Origin of the sequence: Kitasatospora sp. NPDC101235, from assembly GCF_044767505.1 — a bacterium.
In the GTDB taxonomy this organism is placed as follows: domain Bacteria; phylum Actinomycetota; class Actinomycetes; order Streptomycetales; family Streptomycetaceae; genus Kitasatospora.
In genome coordinates this window covers 31,595-54,295 of record NZ_JBIWNZ010000032.1, presented here as the reverse complement: position 1 = coordinate 54,295, position 22,701 = coordinate 31,595, and the positions used below count along the sequence as shown (strand labels likewise).

The following is a 22,701-nucleotide window of genomic DNA, read 5'->3' as shown; positions in this document are numbered from 1 at the left end:
GCCTGCGGTTCGCGTTTGTGGTTCGCGTCTGCGGTTCGCATTTCCCGGGCGCGGCTGCCCGGCTAGCGCGGCCGCTCGGCGATCAGGTAGCGGAACAGGTTCTCCATCCGCACCGAGCCGTCCGCGCGCAGGTACGGCTGGAGCGCCTCCTCCAGCTCCTTGGCCACCAGCGAGGTACCGGAGAACTCCTCGGCCGGCTCGAACAGGCCGGTGGAGAGCAGGCCGCGCACCGCGCTGTCCAGGTCGGCGTAGGCGAACGGGCAGCTCACCCGGCCGCTGCCGGCCGGACGCAGCCCCGCCGGGGCGAGCAGGTCCTCCAGCGCACCGGGCACGCTCAGCTCGAACGGATCGCGTGCGGTGGTCCGGCCCGCCATCCGCCGGGCCACGTCCAGCACCGGGGCACTCTCGCAGCGCTCCGGCGGGCCCCACGCGGCCAGCACCACGTGCCCGCCGGGCAGGGCGAGCCGGGCGGCCTCGGCGACCACCGGGCGGTACTCGGCGGGGTCGGGCAGCTGCTCGAAAACCGTCACCAGCGAATGGGCCGAGCGGGGGACGGCGGCGGGCGCCCGGGACCCGGCGCACACCCGCAGCCGACGGTCGTGGGCCAGCTCGCGCAGCTCGTCCCGCGGCTCCTGCCCGGCGACCTGGGCGCCCCGGCCGGCCGCGAGCAGCAGGGCCAGTCCGGACCGGCAGCCCAGGCCCAGCACGCTGCTCGCCGGGCCGACCTCCATCCGGTCGTAGACCGCCTCGTAGAGCGGCACCAGCATGCGTTCCTGGATCTCCGCCCAGTCGCGCGCCCGCGCGGGGCGGGCGGCCCCGGGCTGCGGGTGGTGCGGGCGTGCGCCCGTCGGTCGTGCGGTCGTGCCGGTCGTCCGAGCTGAAGCCATGGCGGCCTCCCATCCGGTCCTTCGGTGTGCTGCTACGGCTCCCCCAAAGTCCCGCCCCACACCAGCGAACAGCGGGCCGGGCCCGGCGTCCAGAGGGGTGCAGGGTGGTGCGCGCGTGTCGCGGTGGTGCGCCCCCGTTCGGCGATACCGATTCGAAACCGGGGCCCCGGGCCCCGTACCATTCGCCCCATGGCTAAGGCACCCGTTCTCACCCCTCAGGCGGAAGACTTCCCGCGCTGGTACCAGGACCTCATCAACAAGGCCGAGCTGGCCGACAACGGTCCGGTGCGCGGCACCATGGTCATCCGACCGTACGGCTACGGGCTGTGGGAGCGGATGCAGCAGGAGATGGACGCGCGGATCAAGAAGGCCGGCGCGCAGAACGCCTACTTCCCGATGTTCATCCCGCAGTCCTACCTGACCAAGGAAGCCGAGCACGTCGAGGGCTTCGCCCCCGAGCTCGCGGTGGTCACCCACGGCGGCGGCAAGCAGCTGGAGGAGCCGGTCGTCGTCCGGCCGACCTCCGAGACGATCATCAACGAGTACTTCTCGAAGTGGGTCCAGAGCCACCGCGACCTGCCCCTGCTGATCAACCAGTGGGCCAACGTGGTCCGTTGGGAGCTGCGTCCGCGCGTCTTCCTGCGCACCACCGAGTTCCTCTGGCAGGAGGGCCACACCGCCCACGCCAGCTACGAGGACGCCCGCGACTACGCGTCGATGATCCACACCCAGGTCTACGGCGACTTCATGACCAACGTGCTCGGCATCGACGTCGTGCTCGGCCGCAAGACCGCCAAGGAGCGCTTCGCCGGCGCCATCAACACCCTCACCCTGGAGGGCATGATGGGCGACGGCAAGGCGCTCCAGATGGGCACCAGCCACGAGCTGGGCCAGAACTTCGCCAAGGCGTTCAACACCACCTACCAGCTGCAGGGCGCCGAGCGCGAGTACGTCTGGCAGACCTCCTGGGGCGTCTCGACCCGCATGGTCGGCGGCCTGATCATGTCCCACGGCGACGACAACGGCCTGCGGGTGCCCCCGCGCCTGGCCGCCGTCCAGGCCGTCGTGCTCGCGATCAAGGGCGACGACGCGGTCATCGCCAAGGTCCGCGAGATCGGCGCACAGCTGGAGGCCGCCGGCATCCGGGTCGTGGTCGACGACCGTACCGACACCCCGTTCGGTCGCCGCGCCGTCGACTGGGAGCTCAAGGGCGTCCCGCTGCGCATCGAGGTCGGCCCGCGCGACCTGGAGAACGGCACCGCGATGCTGGCCCGCCGCATCCCGGGCGGCAAGGAGCCGGTCTCCATCGACGCCCTGGCCGCGCTGCTCCCGGGCATCCTGGAGGAGGACCAGGCGCTGCTGCTGCGCCAGTCCCGCGAGCGCCGCGAGTCCCGCACGGTCGACGTCAAGACCATCGACGAGGCCATCGAGGCCGCCGCGACCGGCTGGGGCCGGATCTCCTGGGCCGACCTCGGCGCGGAGGGCGAGGCCAAGCTGGCCGAGCAGGGCGTCTCGGTCCGCTGCATCGTCGCGGCCGACGGCTCGGTGCCGCAGACGGACGACCAGGAAGGCAATGTCGCGCTCGTCGCGCGGGCGTACTGACATCCGTTCGGTGTTCGGCGGATGCCCCACGGATGTCCGCAGGGCGTCCGTCGTCCGCGGGTAATGACCGTCACCGGCGACATTTGCCCGGAATGCGGATGGGTAAGAATCCGGTAACTCTTCCGGTGTGTCCGTGCGGTGGACATCCCTACTGGCCGGTCAACTCCCGGTATTAACCGAATAGCGGTACGGTGTACGGCCCGTGGCCCTGTCAATCCGACAGGCCCACGGGCCGTACGTCCCGGGTGGCGACAGCCCGCCCCCGGACGGAATTCACCAGGCCCGTCGACGTCGCGACGGGCCGAAACCGGCAGGGGGTTGGTCTTGCGTCAGATCCGGAGCGCGCAATTCGCGCGCGACCTTGCATTCCTGGGAGTTCCCTGTGAATTCCCCGGGAACGAGAACATGCGGAACATCGGCTCGCACTCCATCGTTGGTCTAGCGTGAGCACGACACAGCCCCTCGTTCTCGCGGCCGAACTGGCCGCCGCCTGGAGCGACATCCAGGCCTACCACCAGGACCTTCCCGACCTCGCCTCGCCCGAGGCGCTGATCGGCGAGTCCTCCTCGGCCTGTGGGACGCGGCTCGGTTTCGAGCGGCTCCTCCACGAGGCTGCCCACGGTCTGGCCGCGGCCCGGGACATCCGGGACACCTCGCGCGCCGGCCGCTACCACAACCGGCGCTTCCTGATGCTCGCTTCCGAGCTGGGCCTGGCGCACCCGGTCGAGCCGCACGCGAGCAGCGGCTTCTCCCAGGTGACCATGCTCAAGGAGACCCAGGAGCGGTACGCCGAGACCATCGAGCGCCTGGACCGTGCCCTCGGGGCGCACCAGGAGGCGGTGGCCGGCGACGGCGCGACGCGCGCCTTCCGCGGCCCGGCGGCCCGGCACGGCTCCTCCGGGGGCGGCGTGCGGGTCAAGGCGGTCTGCGGTTGCGGGCGCAACGTCCGGGTCGTTCCGTCGGTGCTCGCGCAGGCATCCATTGTCTGCGGTGCGTGCCAGCAGCCGTTCAAGATCGCGTAGTCGGTCGACGTCCCGGCGGGCTGCTGTGCGGGCAGCGGTCCGGCCGGAATGGGCGGCACACAGTGAGTGGTACAGAGTGAGCGGTACAGCAGGACGGCAGTGATTTCTTCGGGTTGGACCGGGAGCGGGGGCTCCCGGTCGAGCCCTGACCGGGCGCCCGGGCCCGCGTGCAGGCGGTTCTCGCCGATGTGGCAGAATGGACAGCTGAGTACTCGGCAGCCGAGCAGGACCCCTCTCTCCTACGGCTGGCGTGTCCCTTGAACGGTCCGCTCCGCAACCCCACGCGATGGCGAGCCCGCTCACCCACGTCAACACCAGGAGAATCCACTCCCGTGGCAGTCAAGATCAAGCTGAAGCGTCTCGGCAAGATTCGCTCCCCGCACTACCGCATCGTCGTCGCCGACGCCCGCACCAAGCGTGACGGTCGCGCGATCGAGGAGATCGGCATCTACCAGCCGACCTACAACCCCTCGAAGATCGAGGTCGACAGCGACCGCGCCCAGTACTGGCTGTCCGTCGGCGCCCAGCCGACCGAGCCGGTGCTCGCCATCCTGAAGCTGACCGGCGACTGGCAGAAGTTCAAGGGCCTGCCGGCTCCGGAGCCGCTGAAGGTCGCCGAGCCGAAGGTCGAGGACTTCTCGCACCTGTTCGCCAAGGCCGTCGCCGGCTTCGAGGACGCCACCACCGGCGTCGCCATCACCCCGAAGGCCAAGAAGTCGGACAAGGCCGAGGCCGAGGCCGACGCCGCTGCCGAGGCCTGATCGTGATCGAGGACGCCCTCGACCACCTGGTGAAGGGCATCGTCGAGCACCCCGACGAGGTGCAGGTGCGCTCGCGCAACCTGCGTCGGGGCAACACCATCGAGGTGCGGGTGCACCCCGATGACCTCGGCAAGGTGATCGGCCGGGGCGGCCGTACGGCGCGCGCTCTGCGCACCGTGGTCGGCGCCCTCGGCGGTCGCAACGTCCGGGTCGACCTGGTCGACGTGGACAACATTCGCTGACGCTGCTGCTCGTTCAGCCGTCAGGGCTTGTGAGGCCGACCGGGACGCATGTCGTCCCGGTCGGCCTCTCGCATTTCCGTCCGCATGTCCGTCGCATCATCGCTTCGCAGCCCGTCGCTTTCGTTTCGGCTCAGGAACTCCAGGAGAACGATCACCGTGCAGCTCGTCGTCGGCAGGATCGGCCGTGCCCACGGCATCAGGGGGGACGTCAGTGTCGAGGTCCGCACCGACGAGCCGGAACTCCGGCTCGGCCCCGGTGCCGTCCTGCTCACCGACCCCGCGTCGGCCGGACCGCTGACCATCGAGTCCGGCCGGGTGCACAGCGGCCGGCTGCTGCTGCGCTTCGCCGGCGTCAAGGACCGCAACGCGGCCGAGGCACTCCGCGGCACCCTGCTCATCTCCGAGGTCGACCCGGAGGAGCGCCCCGATGACCCGGAGGAGTACTACGACCACCAGCTGATCGGCCTGGACGTGGTGCTGCTGGACGGCACCCCGGTCGGCGAGCTGACCGAGGTCGTCCACCTGCCCTACCAGGACCTGCTCACGGTCAAGAAGGCCGACGGGACGGAGGTGCTGGTGCCCTTCGTGAGCCAGATCGTGCCGACCATCGACCTGGAGAACCAGCGCGCCGTGATCACGCCGCCGGCCGGGTTGATCGACCCGGAGCAGGCCGAGGTCGCGGGGACCTCCTCGGCCGAGGGCACCGAGGGCACCGAGGGCACCGAGGGCACGGAGGATTCGGAGTGACCGTCGAGGAGAGCGCCGGGACGGGCGCCGGAACGGCCGGCGGTGTCGAGTCGCGCAACGCCGTGTCGGGCGACGCCGTGTCGGGAGGCGCCGCGTCGAGCGAGGCCGTGTCGAGCGACGCCGCGTCGGGAGGCGCTGTGTCCAACGGCGTGCAGAGCGGCATGCGGATCGACGTCGTCACCATCTTCCCCGAGTACCTGGAACCGCTGGACATCTCGCTGGTCGGCAAGGCCCGCGCCCGCGGCCAGCTGGACGTGCACGTCCACGACCTGCGCGAGTGGACCCACGACGTGCACCGCACGGTCGACGACAGCCCGTACGGCGGCGGCCCCGGCATGGTGATGAAGCCCGAGCCGTGGGGCGAGGCGCTGGACGCGGTGGTCGCCGCCGGTCCCGAGGGGCAGGTGCCCACCCTGGTCGTTCCGACGCCGAGCGGGCGCCCGTTCACCCAGGAGCTCGCCCAGGAGCTGGCCGGCCGCCCCTGGCTGGCCTTCACCCCCGCCCGGTACGAGGGCATCGACCGCCGGGTGATCGAGGAGGCGGCCACCCGGATGCCGGTGGTCGAGGCCTCGATCGGCGACTACGTGCTGGCCGGCGGCGAGGTCGCCGTGCTGGTGATGGTCGAGGCGATCGCCCGGCTGCTGCCCGGGGTGCTCGGCAACGCCGAGTCCCACCGCGACGACTCCTTCGCGCCGGGCGCGATGGCCGACCTGCTGGAGGGCCCGGTCTACACCAAGCCCGCCGAGTGGCGCGGCCGGACGGTGCCGGACGTGCTGCTCAGCGGCAACCACGGCAAGATCGCCCGCTGGCGCCGCGAGCAGGCCTTCGCCCGGACCCTGGCGAACCGGCCCGACCTGGTCGAGCGCTGGCAGTACGGCGCCTTCGACAAGAAGGAGCGGGAGGCGCTGAGCATCCTCGGCCTGGCCTGGGACGAGCAGCTCGGCCGATTTCGGTCCGTGGCCGGTGGTGTGGAAGAATAGGCCGCTGCTGTCTGTCGCTGGCTCCCTCCCGTAGGGGGCACGTGGACCGGCGTCCCCGCCACGGGGGGATCGTCGTCAGCCGATGCGGCCCGCAGCAGACCCCATTGTGACGATTTTTCCGTGGGCGGCCCGTGGCGCCTGCGATGGAGAGCAACATGAGCAACAAGCTCGCTGCTGTCGACGCGGCCTCGCTGCGTAGCGACATTCCGGCCTTCCGCGCCGGTGACACCCTGAAGGTGCACGTCCGGGTCATCGAGGGCAACCGCTCCCGTGTCCAGGTCTTCCAGGGCGTCGTCATCCGCCGCCACGGCGCCGGCATCGGTGAGACCTTCACCGTTCGCAAGGTCAGCTTCAACGTCGGCGTGGAGCGCACCTTCCCGGTGCACACCCCGGTCGTCGAGAAGATCGAGGTCGTGACCCGCGGTGCGGTTCGCCGCGCCAAGCTGTACTACCTGCGTGACCTCCGCGGCAAGGCCGCGAAGATCAAGGAGAAGCGCGACCGCTGATCCACCGGCCCCCGGCCTCGCCGGGGGATCGGAACGCTCCGAGGGGGCCGAACGGCCGCAAGGTAAGCTCACCCCCCGATGAGCACGCACGAACCACCCGCGGACCGCGACGGCAGTCCCGCACCCACCGGTGCGGACTCGCTGTCGCGGTCCGCGGTCGTTTCCGGTGAGGCCGCCGGTGGTGCGGCGGCGGATGGTGCCGAGGGCCTGGAGCGGGCCGAGGTTCTGGAGCCGGCCGAGGGTTTGGAGCGGGCCTCGGGACCGGAGCAGGCCTCGGGGCCGGAGCGGGGCGATGGTTCCGGCGGTGACGGCCCGGATCAGGACGAGGAGCCCGGGCACTCGCGATCGCACGACCTGTTGCTCCTGGTCGGGATCTGCCTGACGGCCCTGCTGCTGGTGAACGCCTTCGTCGCGCGTCCGTTCTCGGTGCCCTCCGGATCGATGGAGGAGACCCTGCGCCCGGGCGACCGGCTGGTCGCGAACCAGCTCGCCTACGCCTTCGGTGGCCACCCCCAGCGGGGCGACGTCGTGGTCTTCGACGGGACGGGCTCCTTCCTGCGGGAGTCGGCGAAGCCGTCGGGCTTCTGGGACGGCCTGCGCTCGTTCGCCCAGGACCTCGGCCTGGCCCCGGCCGGGGACACCGTCTACGTCAAGCGCGTGATCGGCGTCGGCGGGGACCGGGTGACCAGCACCGGCCCGGGCACGCCGATCACCGTCAACGGCGTGCCGATCGACGAGACCTCCTACCTGTTCCCGGGCGACGACCCGTCGAGCGTGGCCTTCGACGTCGTCGTGCCGGCCGGTGAGCTGTGGGTGATGGGCGACCACCGCAGCGCCTCCCGGGACTCCCGCGACCACCTCGGCGAGCCCGGTGGCGGCTTCGTGCCCGAGGAGAAGGTGATCGGCCGGGCCGACTGGGTGGTCTACCCGTTCTCGCGCTGGACCAGCCTGGACCGGCCCGCGGCCTTCGCCGCGACTGCGGGGACGGGTGGTCATGGGGACCAGGGGTAGGGGGCGGCTCGCCGACCGCCCGGCTGCCGGGGGAGCGGTGACCGGAGGACCGGGAGAGGGCGGCGCGGCAGGCCGTGGGCCGGCCGGGGCCCCGCCGGGGCGGGGCCGGGCCGAGCGCCGTCGCAGTGCCCGCAAGGCGGCCCGTCGGCGCAAGCGTTCGCTGGTGCGCGAGCTGCCGCTGATCGTCCTGGTGGCCCTTCTGGTGGCGCTGGTGATGAAGACCTTCCTGGTCCAGGTGTTCATGATCCCCTCGGGCTCGATGGAGCAGACCATCCTGATCGGGGACCGGGTACTGGTGGACAAGCTGACCCCCTGGTTCGGCAGTGAGCCGCAGCGCGGCGACATCGTGGTGTTCAAGGACCCGGGCGGCTGGCTGGAGCGCGACCACAAGCCGTCCGAGGACGGCCCCGTGCTGGCTGCGGCCAAGCAGGTGCTGACCTTCGTCGGACTGCTGCCCTCCGAGAACGAGCAGGACCTGATCAAGCGGGTGATCGGCGTCGGCGGGGACACCGTCGAGTGCTGTGACGAGCAGGGGCGTCTCAGCGTCAACGGTCGTCCGGTGGAGGAGTCCTACCTCGCGCCCGGCAACCCGCCGTCCCGACAGACCTTCAAGGTCCAGGTGCCGCAGGGGCGGCTGTGGGTCATGGGCGACCACCGGGACGTCTCCGCCGACTCCCGTTTCCACATGGGCAATCCGGGACAGGGGACGATCCCGCTGAGCGGCGTGGTCGGTCGCGCGTTCGTGATCGCCTGGCCGCTGGACCGCTTCCATCAACTCGATGCGCCGAGTTCACTCTCCTTTCTCGTCCGGACGCCGCAGACCGGCGGAAGTGCCGCGGAACCGGTGGGCGTTGGGCCGGTTCCTGTGGAACCTCCGCTCGTTATGGGTGTGTTGGGCGTTCTCCCGCTCGTCGTTCGCCGGCCCGGACGGCCTCCGGAGTGAGCCGTTCCGGCCGCCGACCGGACGGGCCTCGCGTGTGGGACCGCGAGCCGGATGCCTGGGAGTGATAGAGAAGTGCAGGTGCGGCCGGGAGTGGTCCCGGCCGAGGGCCGAGGCCGTGCCGGTGTCGGGGGAGTCCGCGGTGGGCAGCCCTGAGGCGTTCATGGTCGTGGTGAGCATGGTGCCCGCTGTGCGGCACTCTGAGCGCGGGCGCGCGGGCGTCCGCACAGCAGGGAGGAGACGTTGTGGGGGATTTGGTGATCGGCGCCCGCTCAGGCGCCGGAGAGCCCGAGGGCCCGGGCCGTCGGGCGGCCCGGTCCGCCGAGTCCGCGACCTCCTCGGCCTCGGCCGAGGACGCGACGGCGCAGACCGCCGACGGGCAGGGCGGCGGCGGGCCGGAGGACTCCCCGGACTCCCCGCACGCGGGGGCCGAGCCCGCGGCCGGGTCGGAGTCGGAGGCTCCGTCCCAGTCGCCCAAGCAGCGCTCGTTCTGGAAGGAACTGCCGATCCTGATCGGCATCGCGCTGATCCTCGCGCTGGTGATCAAGACCTTCTTCGTCCAGGCGTTCTCCATTCCGTCGGAATCGATGCAGAACACGCTGCAGGTCGGCGACCGCGTCCTGGTGGACAAGCTGACCCCGTGGTTCGGGGCCGAGCCCGAGCGCGGTGAGGTCGTGGTGTTCCACGACCCGGGCGGCTGGCTGAGCGACGAGCCGAACCCGCAGAGCAGCAACTCCTTCGTCCGCGGCGTGCAGGACGTGCTCAGCTTCGTCGGGCTGATGCCCTCCGCCAACGAGAAGGACCTGATCAAGCGGGTCATCGCGGTCGGCGGGGACACCGTCGAGTGCGCGGGCGACGGGCCGGTCAAGGTCAACGGCGTCGCGCTCGACGAGCCGTACGTCTACCAGGGCAACACCCCCTGCGGCGACCACCCCTTCGGACCGGTCGAGGTGCCCAAGGGCCGCATCTGGGTGATGGGTGACCACCGCGCCAACTCGCTGGACTCCCGCTTCCACATGGACCAGCCGGGCGGCGGCACCGTCCCGGTGGACAACGTGATCGGGCGCGCCTTCGTGGTGGCCTGGCCGGTCAGCCACTGGTCGACGCTGCCAGTGCCGGACACCTTCGACCAGGCAGGCCTGGCGGTGGCCGCGCCGATGGCGCCCCCCGTGGCCGGTGCGGTGGGGGCCGTCGCCCTGCTCCCCCTGGTGCGTCGGGTGCGGAGTCGGGTGGAGCACCGCAAGGAGTCCTGACGCCCACCGGATCGTGTTCCGCCGGGTTGGCCCCGGCTCTTGCGCGGGCCGTGGTACCGACGAGTAATCTGCTCGGACGTGCCACGGCCCGCCGGCTTCTCCGCCCGTGCCTCCGGCGTGCCAGTGGTGTTCTCCGGTCGGCCAGAGGTGGACGGTGTCGATGAGCAGTGTCGTGGAGCAGACGGCAGAGGGCCCGACCTCGCCCGCCCGTGCGCGCCGTCGGCCCGCCGCGGTGTTGCAGGGCGTCGCGCTGGCGCTCGGGCTGCTGCTGATGGTCGGAGGCTTCGCCCTGATCGCGGTCGACTACCGGCCGTACAAGATCCCCACCGCCTCGATGCACCCGACGTTGCGTGCCGGGGACACCGTGCTCGCCCGCAAGGTCGGGGGCGGCGACATCGGGCGGGGCGACGTGGTGGTCTTCCGGGACCAGGCCTGGGGCGGCGAGCTCATGGTCAAGCGGGTGGTCGCGGTCGGCGGGGACACCGTCGCCACCACCGGGGCCGAGCACCGGCTGACGGTCAACGGGCAGCCGGTGGAGGAGCCGTACCTCGCGACCCAGGGCCGCCAGGGCGATTCGTTCAGCGCGACGGTGCCGCAGGGGCGGCTGTTCCTGCTTGGTGACAACCGGGTGGGCTCGCTCGACTCCCGCACCCACCTGGAGGTCGACGGCGGGACCGTTCCGGCCGACGCCGTCGAGGCCAGGGTCGAGGCCACCGTGCTGCCCTTCGGCCGGATGGGCCTGCTCGACCGGGTCACGGACTTCGACGGCTTCGCGGGCCCGAGGGCCTCGCAGCCGGGACCGCTGGGGCCCTTCGCCTACGCCTCCGTTGCGGGCGCGGCGCTGATCCTCGTGACCTCGGCGGTGGGAGGGGGGGCGGGCCTGGCACGCCGGCTCCGGGGGCGCAGCTCCTGAGCGGGACCGTCGCCCGGCGGGCCGCTCTGTCGAACATCGCCCCGGACGGCCGCGTCGGGTGGCAGGATCGGTAGCGCCACCGATGCGAACGGAAGGAGCGTGGAGCGCTGCCATGACAGCACAGCGTCGCAGGGCGGCGCGGATCCTGCTGCTGGACGGGCTGGACCGCATCCTCCTCTTCCTGGGGGCCGACCCGGCCACCCCGGGGAAGACGTGGTGGTTCACGCCCGGGGGCGGCTTGGAGGCGGGAGAGGACGTGCGCGAGGCCGCCGAGCGGGAGCTCGCCGAGGAGACCGGCCTGCGAGGTGTGGACCTGGGGCCCTTGGTGGCGTACGGCACGGTGTCGTTCTCCTTTCAGGGACAGCGCTACGAGCAGGAGCAGTGGTTCCACCTGGCCCGGACCACGGAGACGGGGCTGGACCACTCGGGCATGGGCGCGGACGAGCACGCCCAGCTGCTCGCGGCGCACTGGTGGACGGTCGAGGAACTGAGGGGGACCGCCGAGACGGTCTATCCGGTCGGTCTGGCGGACTTCCTGGAGCGGCTGCTGGCCGAGGGCCCGCCGGTGGATCCGGTACGGCTCTGACCGTGGGTGCGGTGGTCCACAATGGGTGGACGTGACAAGTTGAGGGGACGCCTGGATGAGTGCCGAAGATCTCGAGAAGTACGAGACCGAGATGGAGCTCAAGCTCTACCGGGAGTACCGGGACGTCGTCGGCCTGTTCAAGTACGTGATCGAGACCGAGCGACGGTTCTACCTCACCAACGACTACGAGTTGCAGGTGCACTCGGTCCAGGGCGAGGTGTTCTTCGAGGTGTCGATGGCGGATGCGTGGGTCTGGGACATGTACCGGCCGGCCCGGTTCGTCCGTAAGGTCCGGGTGCTGACCTTCAAGGACGTGAACATCGAGGAACTCGCGAAGAGCGATCTGGAGCTGCCCTCGGACGAGTCCGGCTTCGGGAACTGACGTTGGACGACTCCGTCCCGCGTTGTCCAGCCGAATTTCGCGGGAGCGGGGCTTCTCACCCCTGCGGGTGACAAAAGTTGTCCACAGGTCCGGGTTATCCACAGGGAACGGGAATTCCCGGGCCTCATCGTGCGCATTGGTGCAGCCTCCTCGGCGGAGGTGGTCACCATGCAGCACACCGTCGTGCAGGACCAGGCCGTACCGGACACGGCCGCAGCCGGGAACGCCCCGCGGGCGACCGCGGACCGCAGCACCAAGAACGCGCTCGGCCGCTACGGGGAGCGGGTCGCCGCCCGCCGCCTCGCGGAGGCCGGGCTCCGCATCCTGGACCGCAACTGGCGCTGTGTCGAGGGCGAGCTGGACATCGTCGCCCTCGACGGCGACACCGTGGCGGTCTGCGAGGTGAAGACCCGCTCCGAGCAGGGTTTCCAGCAGCCCACCGAGGCCATCGACCGGACCAAGGCCGCCCGGCTGCAACGCCTGGCCGAGCGCTGGATGGCCGAGCGCTGGCCCGGTCACTTCGCCCAGCTGGCCGGCCCTGACTACGACCCGGGGCCCACCGATCCGCAATGGCCGCCCGCCCCGCCGGGCGGGGTGCGGATCGACCTGGTCGCAGTGGTCAACCGGGTGCGGGGTGCAGCCCTGGTCGATCACCTGCGGGGGGTGGTCTGAGATGGCCTTCGCCCGCACCTGTTCCGTCGCGCTGGTCGGTGTCGACGGAGTGATCGTCGAGGTCCAGGCCGATCTGGAGCCCGGGGTGGCCGCGTTCACCCTGGTCGGCCTGCCCGACAAGGCGCTCACCGAAGCCCGCGACCGGGTTCGTGCCGCGGTCGTGAACAGCGGTGAGGCCTGGCCGCAGCGCAAACTGACGGTCGGCCTCAGCCCCGCCTCGGTGCCCAAGAGCGGCAGCGGTTTCGACCTCGCGGTGGCCTGTGCCGTGCTGGCCGCCGCCGAACGGCTCGACCCCTCCGCCATCGCCGACCTGCTGATCATCGGCGAGCTGGGGCTGGACGGCCGGGTGCGGCCGGTCAGAGGGGTGCTGCCGTCGGTGCTGGCCGCCGCGGACGCCGGGTACGAGCGGGTTGTGGTCGCCGAGCAGACCGCGCCCGAGGCCTCGCTCGTCCCCGGGGTGACGGTGATCGGCGTCCGCAGCCTGCGCCAGCTCGTCGCCGGACTGACCGGGGCGGCGGCACCGGAGGAGCCGCCGGACCCGATCGGCGGTCGGCCGGATCCACTGATGGCCGGCCTGATGCTGCCCTGCGCGGGCGTGCGGGGCCTGCCCGACGACAAGGCGGCCCGGCTCGACATGGCCGACGTGGCCGGCCAGTACGAGGCCCGGCGGGCCCTGGAGATCGCCGCGGCCGGAGGACACCACCTCTACCTGAAGGGCCCGCCGGGTGCGGGCAAGACGATGCTGGCGGAGCGGTTGCCCGCGCTGCTCCCGCCGCTGACCCAGAAGGAGGCACTGGAGGTCACCGCCGTCCACTCGGTGGCGGGACTGCTCCCGGCCGGGCGCCCACTGATCGACACCGCTCCCTACTGCGCCCCGCACCACTCCACGACGATGCCCGCGATCGTCGGCGGCGGCAGCGGTCTGCCGAGGCCGGGGGCGGTCTCGCTGGCCCACCGGGGCGTGCTCTTCCTGGACGAGGCACCGGAGTTCCCGGTCCGGGTGCTCGACGCGCTGCGCCAGCCGCTGGAGTCGGGCGAGGTGGTGATCGCCCGCTCGGCCGGTTCGCTGCGGCTCCCCGCCCGCTTCCTGCTCTGCCTGGCGGCCAACCCCTGTCCGTGCGGCCGGTACTCGCGGCGGGGCGAAGGCTGCGAGTGCACCCCGGCCATGGTCAGCCGTTACCAGGGTCGGCTCTCCGGGCCACTGCTGGACCGGGTTGACCTCCAGGTCCAGGTGGCCCCGGTGACCAGGGTCGAGCTCATGGAGCGGGACACCACGGCGGAGACCACCGAGACCGTCGCGGCCCGGGTGCTGGCCGCGCGGGAGCGGGCGGCGGCCCGGCTGGCGGACACCCCGTGGCGGACCAACGCGGAGGTGCCGGGCCACGAACTGCGCACTCGCTGGCAGCTCGCGGCCGGCGCGCTCAACGACGCCGCGCGGCAGTTGGAACGGGGGCTGCTGACCGCCCGGGGCCTGGACCGGGTGCTCCGGGTCGCCTGGACGGTCGCCGACCTCGCCGGACGCGACCGGCCGGACCAGCGGGACGTGCGCACCGCCCTGGTCCTGCGCACCGGCGAGGAGCACGGACTGCTTCTGACCGAGCGGGTTTTCGGCCGGCTCGGCGGAATCCGGGCGCAGCGCGGCAGCCCGGAAGGCGGCCGGTCCGGGAAGCCCGAGGCGCCTGACGACCATTCGCAGAGCCAGGAGGGTGAGGCATGAACCAGTTGGTGAGGCAACCTCGAATTCCCGGAGCGGCCGAGGCCGGGGCCGGTGCCGCAACCACTGCCGAGCCCGATCCCGAGCGTCTCGCCCGGGTGGCGCTCGGCCGGCTCAGCGAACCGGGAGACGCGGTGGTCGGCCGGTGGCTCGGCCAACTCCCCGCCGTCGACGTGGTCAAGGCGATCCGGGACGGAACGGTGCCCGACCACCCCGGACTGGACTCCACCCGACTGGCCGGGTACCAGGCGCGGCTGTCGGGGCTGGACCCGCAGATGGACCTGAAACGGGTACGGGACGTCGGCGGACGGTTCATCATTCCGGGGGACACGGAATGGCCCAGCCAACTCGACGACCTCGGTGACGGGCGTCCGATCGGGCTCTGGGTGACGGGCACCGGCTCCCTGCGGCTGCTCGCGCTCCGCTCGGTCGCGATGGTGGGCGCCCGCGCCTGCACGGCCTACGGCGCCCATGTCGCGGGGGAGCTGTCGGCCCAACTGGCCGAGCGCGGCTGGGTGGTGATCTCCGGAGCCGCCTACGGGATCGACGCGGCCGCGCACCGCGGGGCACTCGCGGTCGGCGGGATGACCGCAGCCGTGCTCGCCTGCGGCGTCGACGTGGCCTACCCCAAGGGCAACGCCGAACTGATCCGACGGATCGGCGTCCAGGGTCTGCTGATCAGCGAACTCCCGCCCGGGGAGCACCCGAACCGCTTCCGCTTCGTCCTCCGCAACCGGGTCATCGCGGCGCTCACCCGGGGAACGGTGGTGGTCGAGGCGGCGGTGCGCAGCGGCGCCCTGAGCACGGCCAGACGGGCGCGGGACCTCAACCGCCACACCATGGGCGTCGCGGGCCCGGTCACCTCGGAGCTCTCCGCCGGGGTGCACGCCCTGATCCGCAGCGGGGGTGCCACCCTGGTCACCGACGCGGCCGAGATCGCCGAGCTGATCGGGGCGATCGGGGACGACTTGGCGCCGCCGCGCAGCGGCCCGGTGCTCCCGCGCGACCTGCTGGAACCGGCGGTAGCCCGGGTGCTGGAGGCCGTACCGGCGACGGCGGAGGGCGCACCGGTCGAGCGGCTGGCCCGGCAGTCCGGGCTCCCGCCGGACGAGGTCCTGCAACGGCTCTACGAGTTGGGATCACTCGGCTACGTGGAGCGGCACGGCGCGCACTGGCGCGTGGTGCGGAGGAGGTGAGCGTCGGGACGGAGAACGCATTCGCGCCGAGGGAGCACAGGTCGGAACCGCCCGGCCGACCCGCCGATCCGATTCTCCTGTTCGCCTGTCGATCCTGTGTGCGAGCGCCACCGGATCGGGGGACGACCGGGTGGCGGTAGCGCTTCGCAGCGAGTCGGTCACGCTACGCTCCACATGCCTTCCCTATCAGCACATGACTCGGCAGAACGGCGCAGACCAACGCATGCCCACACACATTCCCGGACACAGAGTGACCGGTGGCGCTCGGTCCTCGGGAGGGCCGCGGGCCGACCGGCGCCCCGCGCCCGACTTCCCGGCCAAGCCGGCGGGGACGATGGGAGGCCTGTCGCGCCAGGGTGGCCAGCCGACGGTGGTGCCCCAGCCTGCGGATGCGGCCCGGGGCGCAGAGCCGGTCCAGGGCGCTGACGCGGTCGGCCCCGTCGGCGCACCCGCCGGTGCGCCCCCCGGCGCGGTCGTGGCCGGCGCGCCCCGGCCACCCGGCAGTGCGCCGGCCCGGGGCGTCGCCTCCCGGCCGTTCGCCTCGCCGGTGTCCCCGCCCCGGCGGGAGAGGGCGGCGGACAGCGATCAGGGGCAGGACGCCCGGGAGGCCGCGGCCCAGGGCCGCACCGCGCTCGAAGAGCTCTGGCGCTCCTACAAGGAGAGCGGGGACCAGCGGCTGCGCGAGCAGCTGATCCTGCACTACTCACCGCTCGTCAAGTACGTGGCGGGCCGGGTCGGGGTCGGTCTGCCCTCCAACGTCGAACAGGCGGACTTCGTCTCTTCGGGGGTCTTCGGGCTGATCGACGCGATCGAGAAGTTCGACATTGACCGCGCCATCAAGTTCGAGACCTACGCGATCAGCCGCATCCGCGGCGCGATCATCGACGAGCTGCGCGCCCTGGACTGGATCCCGCGCTCGGTGCGGCAGAAGGCGAAGGCGGTCGAGCGGACGTACGCGACGCTGGAGGCCAGGCTGCGCCGGACGCCGCACGAGCCCGAGGTCGCGGCCGAGATGGGCATCGCGATCGAGGACCTGCACGCCATCTTCAGCCAGCTGTCGCTGGCCAACGTGGTGGCGCTGGACGAACTGCTCCACCCGGTGGGGGAGGGCGGCGACCGGCTGAGCCTGATGGACACCCTGGAGGACCACGGCGCGGACAACCCGGTCGAGGTGGCCGAGGACCGAGAGCTGCGCAGGCTGCTGGCCCAGGCGGTCAACACCCTCCCCGAGCGGGAGAAGACGGTGGTGACGCTCTACTACTACGAGGGACTCACCCTCGCCGAGATCGGGCAGGTGCTGGGGGTGACGGAGAGCCGGGTGAGCCAGATCCACACCAAGTCCGTCCTCCAACTGCGCGCCAAGCTGTCGGACATCCGATAGGGCGTCGGCAGCCGGGCGCCGCACCCCGGTCGGCAGTAACCGGTCGTCGGGCCCGCGCCTCCTCGCGATGCGCGGCGCCGTACCGGCCGGAGGTAGGGCTCCGTACAGTGGGAGCGTGCCGAAGATCCGAGCGGCCACGGTGGCCGAGCATCGCCAGCTCCAGCGTGCAGCTCTCCTCGATGCTGCCCGCACCCTGCTCACCGAGGGTGGCATGGAGGCCCTGACCTTCCCCGCGCTCGCCGCGTGCACCGGGCTGGCACGCTCCTCGGTCTACGAGTACTTCCGCTCCCGCGCCGCCGTGGTCGAGGCACTCTGCGAGGTGGACCTCCCGCTCTGGGCGGCCGAGATCGAGGCCGGGATGGAGAGCTGCGACACCGCCGTCGAGCGGATCGAGGCCTACGTCCGAGGCCAGCTGGCGCTGGCTGCCGACCCCCGGCACCGTGCGGTGGTGGCGATCTCGAAGCTGGAGCTCGACGAGGCCGCGCGTGAGCGGATCAGGGCAGCGCACGGCAGGCTGGCCGGTCTGGTCGGCCGGACGTTGGAGGACCTCGGCCACGAGCAGCCCCGGCTCGCCGCAGCCCTGGTCCAGGGCGTCGTGGAGGCGGCGACCCGCAGGGCCGAGCAGGCTGCGGCCGGGGGTCGCGCCGGCTGTGCGACCGAGAGTCCCGAGGAGATCGCCGACGCCGCCGTCGCGATGGTGCTGCACGGGCTCGTCCGTCCCTGAGCCGGGCCCCGGTCCTGCCCAGGCCGGTCCCGGATCCGGATCCGGCCTCAACCCTGCCCAGGCCTGGCCAGGCCAGGTCAGGCCAGGCCAGGCTTGCCGCCGACTGGCGCGCGACCGTGCGCCCTACCCACCACCGCCGTCCAACGGCAGCAGCCGTGCCGTGCCCGCGCCGAACAGGGCCAGTGGGTCCAGGTAGCGGCTTCCGCGCAGCAGCCCCCAGTGCAGGCAGTCGCGCCCGGCGCAGTGCCGTCCGTCCGGGGCGAGCAGCCCGATCACCTGCCCGGCGGCCACCGGGGTACCGACCGGGACAGTGCCGGTGACGGGCAGGTAGGTGGTCCGGAGCGGGGGAGAGCCCGAGCCGGGGTGGGAGACGGTCACCACCGGCCGCCCGGCCACCGGCCCGGAGAACGTGACCACTCCAGGAGCCGCCGCCCGCACCTCCATCCCAGGTACGCCGGCGAGGTCCACCCCCCGGTGCCCGGCGGCCCAGACCTTCGCCGGCGGCTCGAACCTGCCCAGCAGCCCGCCCGGTCCGCCCGCCGGCCAGGCCCGCTCAACACCACCCCGCCCGACCCCGCCGCCCGAGCCCGGGACACCGGCCGCGCCGGCACCTCCGGATGCCCCCGATGCCCCCGATGCCCCCGAAGCCCCCGAGGCTCCTGGGGCACCCAAGGCATCCGCAGTCCCCGACAGCACGGGCACGAGGACGAGCACCACCGCCACCACCGCGGACAGCGCCCCTCGCAGGCCCCGAACCACCCCGATCACCCCGACGAACCACCCACGACCAGTCATGCCCGCAGCCTCACCACCCCGCCGCCCCCGCACCACCCACATCCGGATTCCTGTGGACAAACCGCCCACGCGCCCGAGCGCCGTCCCTCCGGCGGGTGTACGGACGCCGCCATCCGGTGTACAAACGGCACATCGGCGACGGACCTCGGGCGGGCTGCCGACCAGCCCGCGTCCACTCCTGAGCCCACACCCGCGCCCACCCCGGGCTGCGCCCCGCGGCCCCGCCCCGACCCCGCCGCAGCCCCACCGGAACCCGCCCGCCCCGGCCGTTCCCCGGGCTCCCCGCAGGTCCTCGGCGGGCCCCCGGCCACGCGTGGAGTCGCTCCTCCCTCGGCGCTTCCCGTACACTTCACACGCGACCCGGTCCGCCGGGTCGACTTCGCACGCCCCGCCACCGGCGGTCGGACGCGGTTCGTCCGCAGCCCCGCCAGGTGCGAGTGCCGCTCGGTCCGCCGAGCCCGACCGGCCCCAGGGCCGGGAGGGCAGAAGCGGCTCGGCACGTTCGGGGCGTCAGGCGTGGCTGTCACCTGGCCGCCACGGACAAACCGAGCCTGACCCGGCTGTGGGCGATCGCTGCGAGGCAGTGCCGCCGCCGGGCCGTAACACCAAGGAGCACGGCAATGGCCGTCGTCACGATGCGGGAGCTGCTGGAGAGCGGCGTCCACTTCGGTCACCAGACCCGCCGCTGGAACCCGAAGATGAAGCGCTTCATCATCACCGAGCGCAACGGCATCTACATCATCGACCTCCTGCAGTCGCTGAACTACATCGACCGCGCCTTCGAGTTCATCAAGGAGACCGTTGCCCACGGCGGCAGCGTCCTCTTCGTCGGCACGAAGAAGCAGGCCCAGGAGGCCATCGCCGAGCAGGCCACCCGCGTGGGCATGCCCTACGTGAACCAGCGCTGGCTCGGCGGCATGCTGACCAACTTCTCGACCGTCTACAAGCGCCTCCAGCGCCTGAAGGAGCTCGGCGAGCTGGACTTCTCGGACGTGGCCGGCTCCGGCCTCACCAAGAAGGAGCTCCTGGTCCTCCAGCGCGAGCACGACAAGCTGGAGAAGACCCTCGGCGGTATCCGCGACATGCAGCGCGTTCCCAGCGCCGTCTGGATCGTGGACACCAAGAAGGAGCACATCGCGGTCGGCGAGGCCCGGAAGCTCAACATCCCGGTCGTCGCCATCCTCGACACCAACTGCGACCCGGACGAGGTCGACTACAAGATCCCGGGCAACGACGACGCGATCCGCTCCGTCACCCTGCTGACCCGTGTGATCGCCGACGCCGTGGCCGAGGGCCTGAAGGCCCGCGCCGGTGTCGCCAAGGGCGACGCCAAGGCCGAGCCGGGTGCCGACCAGCCGCTGGCCGCCTGGGAGAAGGACCTCCTCGAGGGCGAGAAGAAGGCTGAGGAGGCCCCCGCCGCCGAGGCTCCCGCCACCGAGGCCCCCGCTGCCGAGGCTCCCGCCACCGAGGCCCCCGCTGCCGAGGCCCCCACCACCGAGGCGCCGGCCGAGCAGGCCTGACGTACCAAGGGTGAGGGGCAGCCGCCGGTACGAAACCGGCGGGTGCCCCTCTCTCCCGCGCCGGGACCGAACCACCGGTCCCGGTGCCACTCCACGCAGACACGCGAGACGCGAGAAGAGATTCACACCATGGCGAACTTCACCGCCGCGGACGTCAAGAAGCTCCGTGAGCTCACCGGCGCCGGCATGATGGACTGCAAGAAGGCCCTGGACGAGGCCGAGGGCAACGTCGAGAAGGCCGTCGAGCTCCTGCGCATCAAGGGCCAGAAGGGCGTTGCCAAGCGCGAGGGCCGTGACGCCTCCAACGGCGCCGTCGCCGCGCTGATCGCCGAGGACAAGAAGTCCGGCGTCCTGGTCGAGCTGAACTGCGAGACCGACTTCGTCGCCAAGGGCGAGAAGTTCGTCGAGGTCGCCGACGCGATCGCCGCCCACGTCGCCAAGTCGGCCCCGGCCGACCTGGACGCCGCCCTGGCTTCCGAGATCGAGGCCGGCAAGACCGTCCAGCAGTTCGTGGACGAGGCCAACGCGTCGCTGGGCGAGAAGATCGTCTTCCGTCGCTTCGCCCAGTTCGACGGTGACGGCTTCGTCGCGGTCTACCTGCACAAGACCAGCCCCGACCTGCCGCCGGCCGTCGGCGTCCTGGTCGAGCTGGACAAGGAGAACGCCGAGGTCGCCAAGGACGTCGCGCAGCACATCGCCGCCTTCGCGCCGAAGTACCTGTCCCGCGAGGAGATCCCGGCCGAGGAGCTCGAGAACGAGCGCCGCGTCGCCGAGGCCACCGCCCGCGAGGAGGGCAAGCCGGAGGCCGCCCTGCCGAAGATCGTCGAGGGCCGCGTCACCGGCTTCGTGAAGGAGCACTCCGTCCTGGAGCAGGCCTTCGCGAAGGACAACAAGAAGACCGTCGCCAAGGTTCTCGAGGAGAACGGCGTCGCCCTCAAGCGCTTCGCCCGCTTCCGCGTCGGCGCCTGAGCCACGTTCCACCTGGTCCCCGGCGCCCTTACGCTGGGAACCGCCCCCGCCCGCTGAACGGGGCGGGAGGAACGCCGAACGGGCTCACCCCGCGCCTACCGCCAACGGGCGGGCTCGCGTCGGCACCATGAACGACGAGGAGGCCATTGCCGTGCAGGACACCGAACCGGTTCCCGCGGCAGTGGCCTCCTCGCGTGTACACGCAGGCGGGGCATCCGCACACCCGCGCCTGTGACCAGTAGGTGCAAAAAGGAGAAGTCCATGCAGGAGACGCAGGAGACCGCGCAGGACCCCACGGCCGGCTCGCGCCGCCGGGTGCTGCTCAAGCTGTCCGGTGAAGCCTTCGCCGGTGGTGGCGGGCTCGGCGTCGACCCGGACGTCGTGCACGCGATCGCCCGGGAGATCGCCACCGTCGTCCGCGCCGGTACCGAGGTCGCGGTGGTCATCGGCGGCGGCAACTTCTTCCGGGGCGCCGAGCTCCAGGTCCGCGGCATGGACCGCGCCCGCTCCGACTACATGGGCATGCTCGGCACCGTCATGAACTGCCTGGCGCTGCAGGACTTCCTGGTCAAGGAGGGCATCGAGACCCGGGTCCAGACCGCCATCACCATGGGCCAGGTCGCCGAGCCGTACCTGCCGCTGCGGGCCGTCCGGCACCTGGAGAAGGGCCGCGTGGTGATCTTCGGCGCCGGTATGGGCATGCCGTACTTCTCCACCGACACCACGGCCGTCCAGCGCGCCCTGGAGATCCACGCCGACGTCCTGCTGATGGGCAAGAACGGCGTGGACGGCGTCTACGACTCCGACCCGCGGACCAACCCGGACGCGGTCAAGTTCGACGCGCTGGAGTACTCCGAGGTCATCGCGCGCGACCTCAAGGTCGCCGACCTCACCGCGATCACGCTGTGCAAGGACAACAACCTTCCGATGCTGGTCTTCGAACTGCTGGCGGAGGGCAATATCGCGCGTGCGGTGAAGAGTGAGAAGATCGGCACACTCATCAGCCAGGATTCTGTCCGGGCCTGAGCAGCAACCAGCCGTACGGGACGGCGCCGGTGCCGCGACCGGCCACCGCGCCGACACCGGTCGGGACAACAGCAGATGAACCGGACAGGGAGACCACAGTGATCGAAGAGACCCTCCTCGAGGCCGAGGAGAAGATGGAGAAGGCCGTCAGCGTCGCCAAGGACGACCTCGCGGCCATCCGCACCGGCCGCGCGCACCCGGCGATGTTCGCCAAGATCGTCGCGGAGTACTACGGCGCCGTGACGCCGATCAACCAGCTGGCCTCCTTCTCGGTGCCGGAGCCGCGGATGGCGGTCGTCTCGCCGTTCGACAAGACCGCGCTGAAGGCCATCGAGCAGGCGATCCGCGACTCCGACCTGGGCGTCAACCCGTCCAACGACGGCTCGATCATCCGCGTGGTGCTGCCCGAGCTGACCGAGGAGCGCCGTCGGGAGTTCATCAAGATCGCCCGCACCAAGGGCGAGGACGCCAAGGTCTCGATCCGTTCGGTGCGCCGCAAGGCCAAGGACGCCATCGACAAGCTGGTGAAGGACGGCGAGGTCGGCGAGGACGACGGCCGCCGCGCCGAGAAGGAGCTCGACGACCTCACGGCCAAGTACGTGGCCCAGGTCGACGAGCTGCTGAAGCACAAGGAAGCCGAGCTGCTCGAGGTCTGATGAACGACGCCCCTGACGCCCCCGGCTACTGGGGCCCGTCCGACCAGCAGTTCCAGCCCTACCGCCCGGCGCCGCACCCGCAGGCGGCCCGTATCCCGGCCCACCCGGCGCCGGGGTACGGCGCGCGGTCGGCGCCGGCCCAGGGACACCCCGGCCACCCGGGCGGCCACGCCGTGCCCCCGGGTGCGCCGGGCGTCACCCGGGAGGCGCCGGGCC

Annotated in this window: 24 protein-coding genes; 22 read left to right on the top strand and 2 right to left on the bottom strand. The window is 72.1% G+C overall.

The window, feature by feature from the left end:
* Positions 1–62 precede the first annotated feature (62 nt).
* Complete coding sequence (locus ACIRRH_RS36295; protein WP_403076118.1) at positions 63–887, bottom strand: class I SAM-dependent methyltransferase; 825 nt, start codon at positions 885–887, stop codon at positions 63–65.
* A 189-nt stretch (positions 888–1,076) separates the two neighbouring features.
* On the opposite strand from ACIRRH_RS36295, the gene proS reads away from it, so the two are divergent.
* From proS to ACIRRH_RS36205, 18 genes are all read left to right on the top strand, one after another.
* Positions 1,077–2,489 carry a proline--tRNA ligase gene (gene proS / locus ACIRRH_RS36290; RefSeq protein ID WP_403076117.1) on the top strand — a complete coding sequence of 471 codons (1,413 nt, stop codon included), beginning with the start codon at positions 1,077–1,079 and terminating at the stop codon, positions 2,487–2,489.
* 443 nt (positions 2,490–2,932) lie between these two features.
* Complete coding sequence (locus ACIRRH_RS36285) at positions 2,933–3,511, top strand: hypothetical protein (RefSeq protein WP_049650398.1); 579 nt, start codon at positions 2,933–2,935, stop codon at positions 3,509–3,511.
* A 332-nt stretch (positions 3,512–3,843) separates the two neighbouring features.
* Positions 3,844–4,272 (top strand): 30S ribosomal protein S16, encoded by a 429-nt coding sequence (gene rpsP, locus ACIRRH_RS36280; RefSeq protein ID WP_196946892.1) that lies wholly within the window; start codon positions 3,844–3,846, stop codon positions 4,270–4,272.
* Positions 4,273–4,274: 2 nt separating this feature from the next.
* Complete coding sequence (locus ACIRRH_RS36275) at positions 4,275–4,514, top strand: RNA-binding protein (RefSeq protein ID WP_030056773.1); 240 nt, start codon at positions 4,275–4,277, stop codon at positions 4,512–4,514.
* Between the two features lie 156 nt (positions 4,515–4,670).
* Complete coding sequence (rimM, locus tag ACIRRH_RS36270; RefSeq protein WP_403076115.1) at positions 4,671–5,261, top strand: ribosome maturation factor RimM; 591 nt, start codon at positions 4,671–4,673, stop codon at positions 5,259–5,261.
* A gap of 161 nt (positions 5,262–5,422) precedes the next feature.
* Entirely contained in the window at positions 5,423–6,241 is an 819-nt protein-coding gene (trmD, locus tag ACIRRH_RS36265; RefSeq protein WP_403076207.1) for a tRNA (guanosine(37)-N1)-methyltransferase TrmD, read from the top strand.
* 155 nt (positions 6,242–6,396) lie between these two features.
* Positions 6,397–6,747 carry a 50S ribosomal protein L19 gene (rplS, locus tag ACIRRH_RS36260; RefSeq protein ID WP_030306736.1) on the top strand — a complete coding sequence of 117 codons (351 nt, stop codon included), beginning with the start codon at positions 6,397–6,399 and terminating at the stop codon, positions 6,745–6,747.
* Between the two features lie 78 nt (positions 6,748–6,825).
* Entirely contained in the window at positions 6,826–7,758 is a 933-nt protein-coding gene (gene lepB / locus ACIRRH_RS36255) for a signal peptidase I (RefSeq protein WP_403076114.1), read from the top strand.
* Between the two features lie 163 nt (positions 7,759–7,921).
* Positions 7,922–8,701, top strand: coding sequence for a signal peptidase I (lepB, locus tag ACIRRH_RS36250; RefSeq protein WP_403076112.1), 780 nt, complete (start codon positions 7,922–7,924; stop codon positions 8,699–8,701).
* A 242-nt stretch (positions 8,702–8,943) separates the two neighbouring features.
* Positions 8,944–9,951: a signal peptidase I gene (gene lepB, locus ACIRRH_RS36245; RefSeq protein ID WP_403076110.1), complete on the top strand. Its 1,008-nt coding sequence runs from the start codon at positions 8,944–8,946 to the stop codon at positions 9,949–9,951.
* A 160-nt stretch (positions 9,952–10,111) separates the two neighbouring features.
* Complete coding sequence (gene lepB, locus ACIRRH_RS36240) at positions 10,112–10,864, top strand: signal peptidase I (protein ID WP_403076108.1); 753 nt, start codon at positions 10,112–10,114, stop codon at positions 10,862–10,864.
* A gap of 112 nt (positions 10,865–10,976) precedes the next feature.
* Positions 10,977–11,450 (top strand): NUDIX hydrolase, encoded by a 474-nt coding sequence (locus ACIRRH_RS36235; RefSeq protein ID WP_403076106.1) that lies wholly within the window; start codon positions 10,977–10,979, stop codon positions 11,448–11,450.
* A gap of 55 nt (positions 11,451–11,505) precedes the next feature.
* On the top strand, positions 11,506–11,832 hold the full coding sequence (locus ACIRRH_RS36230; RefSeq protein WP_030056781.1) for a DUF2469 domain-containing protein: 327 nt from the start codon (positions 11,506–11,508) through the stop codon (positions 11,830–11,832).
* Positions 11,833–12,000: 168 nt separating this feature from the next.
* The gene (locus tag ACIRRH_RS36225; protein WP_403076103.1) at positions 12,001–12,504 is read left to right on the top strand and encodes a YraN family protein; all 504 of its coding nucleotides are present in this window, start codon (positions 12,001–12,003) and stop codon (positions 12,502–12,504) included.
* Between the two features lies 1 nt (position 12,505).
* A complete protein-coding gene (locus tag ACIRRH_RS36220) occupies positions 12,506–14,221 on the top strand; it encodes a YifB family Mg chelatase-like AAA ATPase (protein WP_403076100.1) in 1,716 nt (571 codons plus the stop codon).
* Positions 14,218–15,414: a DNA-processing protein DprA gene (dprA, locus tag ACIRRH_RS36215; protein WP_403076097.1), complete on the top strand. Its 1,197-nt coding sequence runs from the start codon at positions 14,218–14,220 to the stop codon at positions 15,412–15,414. Before ACIRRH_RS36220 ends, dprA begins: the two co-directional genes overlap by 4 nt.
* 547 nt (positions 15,415–15,961) lie before the next feature.
* Positions 15,962–16,795 carry an RNA polymerase sigma factor WhiG gene (gene whiG / locus ACIRRH_RS36210; protein ID WP_403076204.1) on the top strand — a complete coding sequence of 278 codons (834 nt, stop codon included), beginning with the start codon at positions 15,962–15,964 and terminating at the stop codon, positions 16,793–16,795.
* 139 nt (positions 16,796–16,934) lie between these two features.
* The gene (locus ACIRRH_RS36205; protein ID WP_403076202.1) at positions 16,935–17,519 is read left to right on the top strand and encodes a TetR/AcrR family transcriptional regulator; all 585 of its coding nucleotides are present in this window, start codon (positions 16,935–16,937) and stop codon (positions 17,517–17,519) included.
* Between the two features lie 123 nt (positions 17,520–17,642).
* Here ACIRRH_RS36205 and ACIRRH_RS36200 read toward each other — a convergent pair whose 3' ends face one another.
* Positions 17,643–18,314, bottom strand: coding sequence for a M23 family metallopeptidase (locus ACIRRH_RS36200; protein WP_403076094.1), 672 nt, complete (start codon positions 18,312–18,314; stop codon positions 17,643–17,645).
* A 620-nt stretch (positions 18,315–18,934) separates the two neighbouring features.
* On the opposite strand from ACIRRH_RS36200, the gene rpsB reads away from it, so the two are divergent.
* From rpsB to frr, 4 genes are all read left to right on the top strand, one after another.
* Positions 18,935–19,834 carry a 30S ribosomal protein S2 gene (gene rpsB, locus ACIRRH_RS36195; RefSeq protein ID WP_403076091.1) on the top strand — a complete coding sequence of 300 codons (900 nt, stop codon included), beginning with the start codon at positions 18,935–18,937 and terminating at the stop codon, positions 19,832–19,834.
* Positions 19,835–19,963: 129 nt separating this feature from the next.
* Positions 19,964–20,803 carry a translation elongation factor Ts gene (gene tsf, locus ACIRRH_RS36190; RefSeq protein ID WP_403076088.1) on the top strand — a complete coding sequence of 280 codons (840 nt, stop codon included), beginning with the start codon at positions 19,964–19,966 and terminating at the stop codon, positions 20,801–20,803.
* 261 nt (positions 20,804–21,064) lie between these two features.
* A complete protein-coding gene (pyrH, locus tag ACIRRH_RS36185) occupies positions 21,065–21,829 on the top strand; it encodes a UMP kinase (RefSeq protein ID WP_224283673.1) in 765 nt (254 codons plus the stop codon).
* 98 nt (positions 21,830–21,927) lie between these two features.
* Positions 21,928–22,485 carry a ribosome recycling factor gene (gene frr / locus ACIRRH_RS36180; RefSeq protein ID WP_224283672.1) on the top strand — a complete coding sequence of 186 codons (558 nt, stop codon included), beginning with the start codon at positions 21,928–21,930 and terminating at the stop codon, positions 22,483–22,485.
* Positions 22,486–22,701: the final 216 nt, after the last annotated feature.

Excerpts from the sequence above, each read along its gene's own strand:
- rpsB (WP_403076091.1), top strand. The coding sequence starts at position 18,935 with ATGGCCGTCGTCACGATGCGGGAGCTGCTGGAGAGCGGCGTCCACTTC.
- rplS (WP_030306736.1), top strand. The coding sequence starts at position 6,397 with ATGAGCAACAAGCTCGCTGCTGTCGACGCGGCCTCGCTGCGTAGCGAC.
- trmD (WP_403076207.1), top strand. The coding sequence starts at position 5,423 with ATGCGGATCGACGTCGTCACCATCTTCCCCGAGTACCTGGAACCGCTG.
- ACIRRH_RS36220 (WP_403076100.1), top strand. The coding sequence starts at position 12,506 with ATGGCCTTCGCCCGCACCTGTTCCGTCGCGCTGGTCGGTGTCGACGGA.
- ACIRRH_RS36200 (WP_403076094.1), bottom strand. The coding sequence starts at position 18,314 with ATGACTGGTCGTGGGTGGTTCGTCGGGGTGATCGGGGTGGTTCGGGGC.
- ACIRRH_RS36235 (WP_403076106.1), top strand. The coding sequence starts at position 10,977 with ATGACAGCACAGCGTCGCAGGGCGGCGCGGATCCTGCTGCTGGACGGG.
- ACIRRH_RS36230 (WP_030056781.1), top strand. The coding sequence starts at position 11,506 with ATGAGTGCCGAAGATCTCGAGAAGTACGAGACCGAGATGGAGCTCAAG.
- lepB (WP_403076108.1), top strand. The coding sequence starts at position 10,112 with ATGAGCAGTGTCGTGGAGCAGACGGCAGAGGGCCCGACCTCGCCCGCC.
- ACIRRH_RS36295 (WP_403076118.1), bottom strand. The coding sequence starts at position 887 with ATGGCTTCAGCTCGGACGACCGGCACGACCGCACGACCGACGGGCGCA.
- lepB (WP_403076114.1), top strand. The coding sequence starts at position 6,826 with ATGAGCACGCACGAACCACCCGCGGACCGCGACGGCAGTCCCGCACCC.
- proS (WP_403076117.1), top strand. The coding sequence starts at position 1,077 with ATGGCTAAGGCACCCGTTCTCACCCCTCAGGCGGAAGACTTCCCGCGC.
- dprA (WP_403076097.1), top strand. The coding sequence starts at position 14,218 with ATGAACCAGTTGGTGAGGCAACCTCGAATTCCCGGAGCGGCCGAGGCC.
- tsf (WP_403076088.1), top strand. The coding sequence starts at position 19,964 with ATGGCGAACTTCACCGCCGCGGACGTCAAGAAGCTCCGTGAGCTCACC.
- ACIRRH_RS36225 (WP_403076103.1), top strand. The coding sequence starts at position 12,001 with ATGCAGCACACCGTCGTGCAGGACCAGGCCGTACCGGACACGGCCGCA.
- pyrH (WP_224283673.1), top strand. The coding sequence starts at position 21,065 with ATGCAGGAGACGCAGGAGACCGCGCAGGACCCCACGGCCGGCTCGCGC.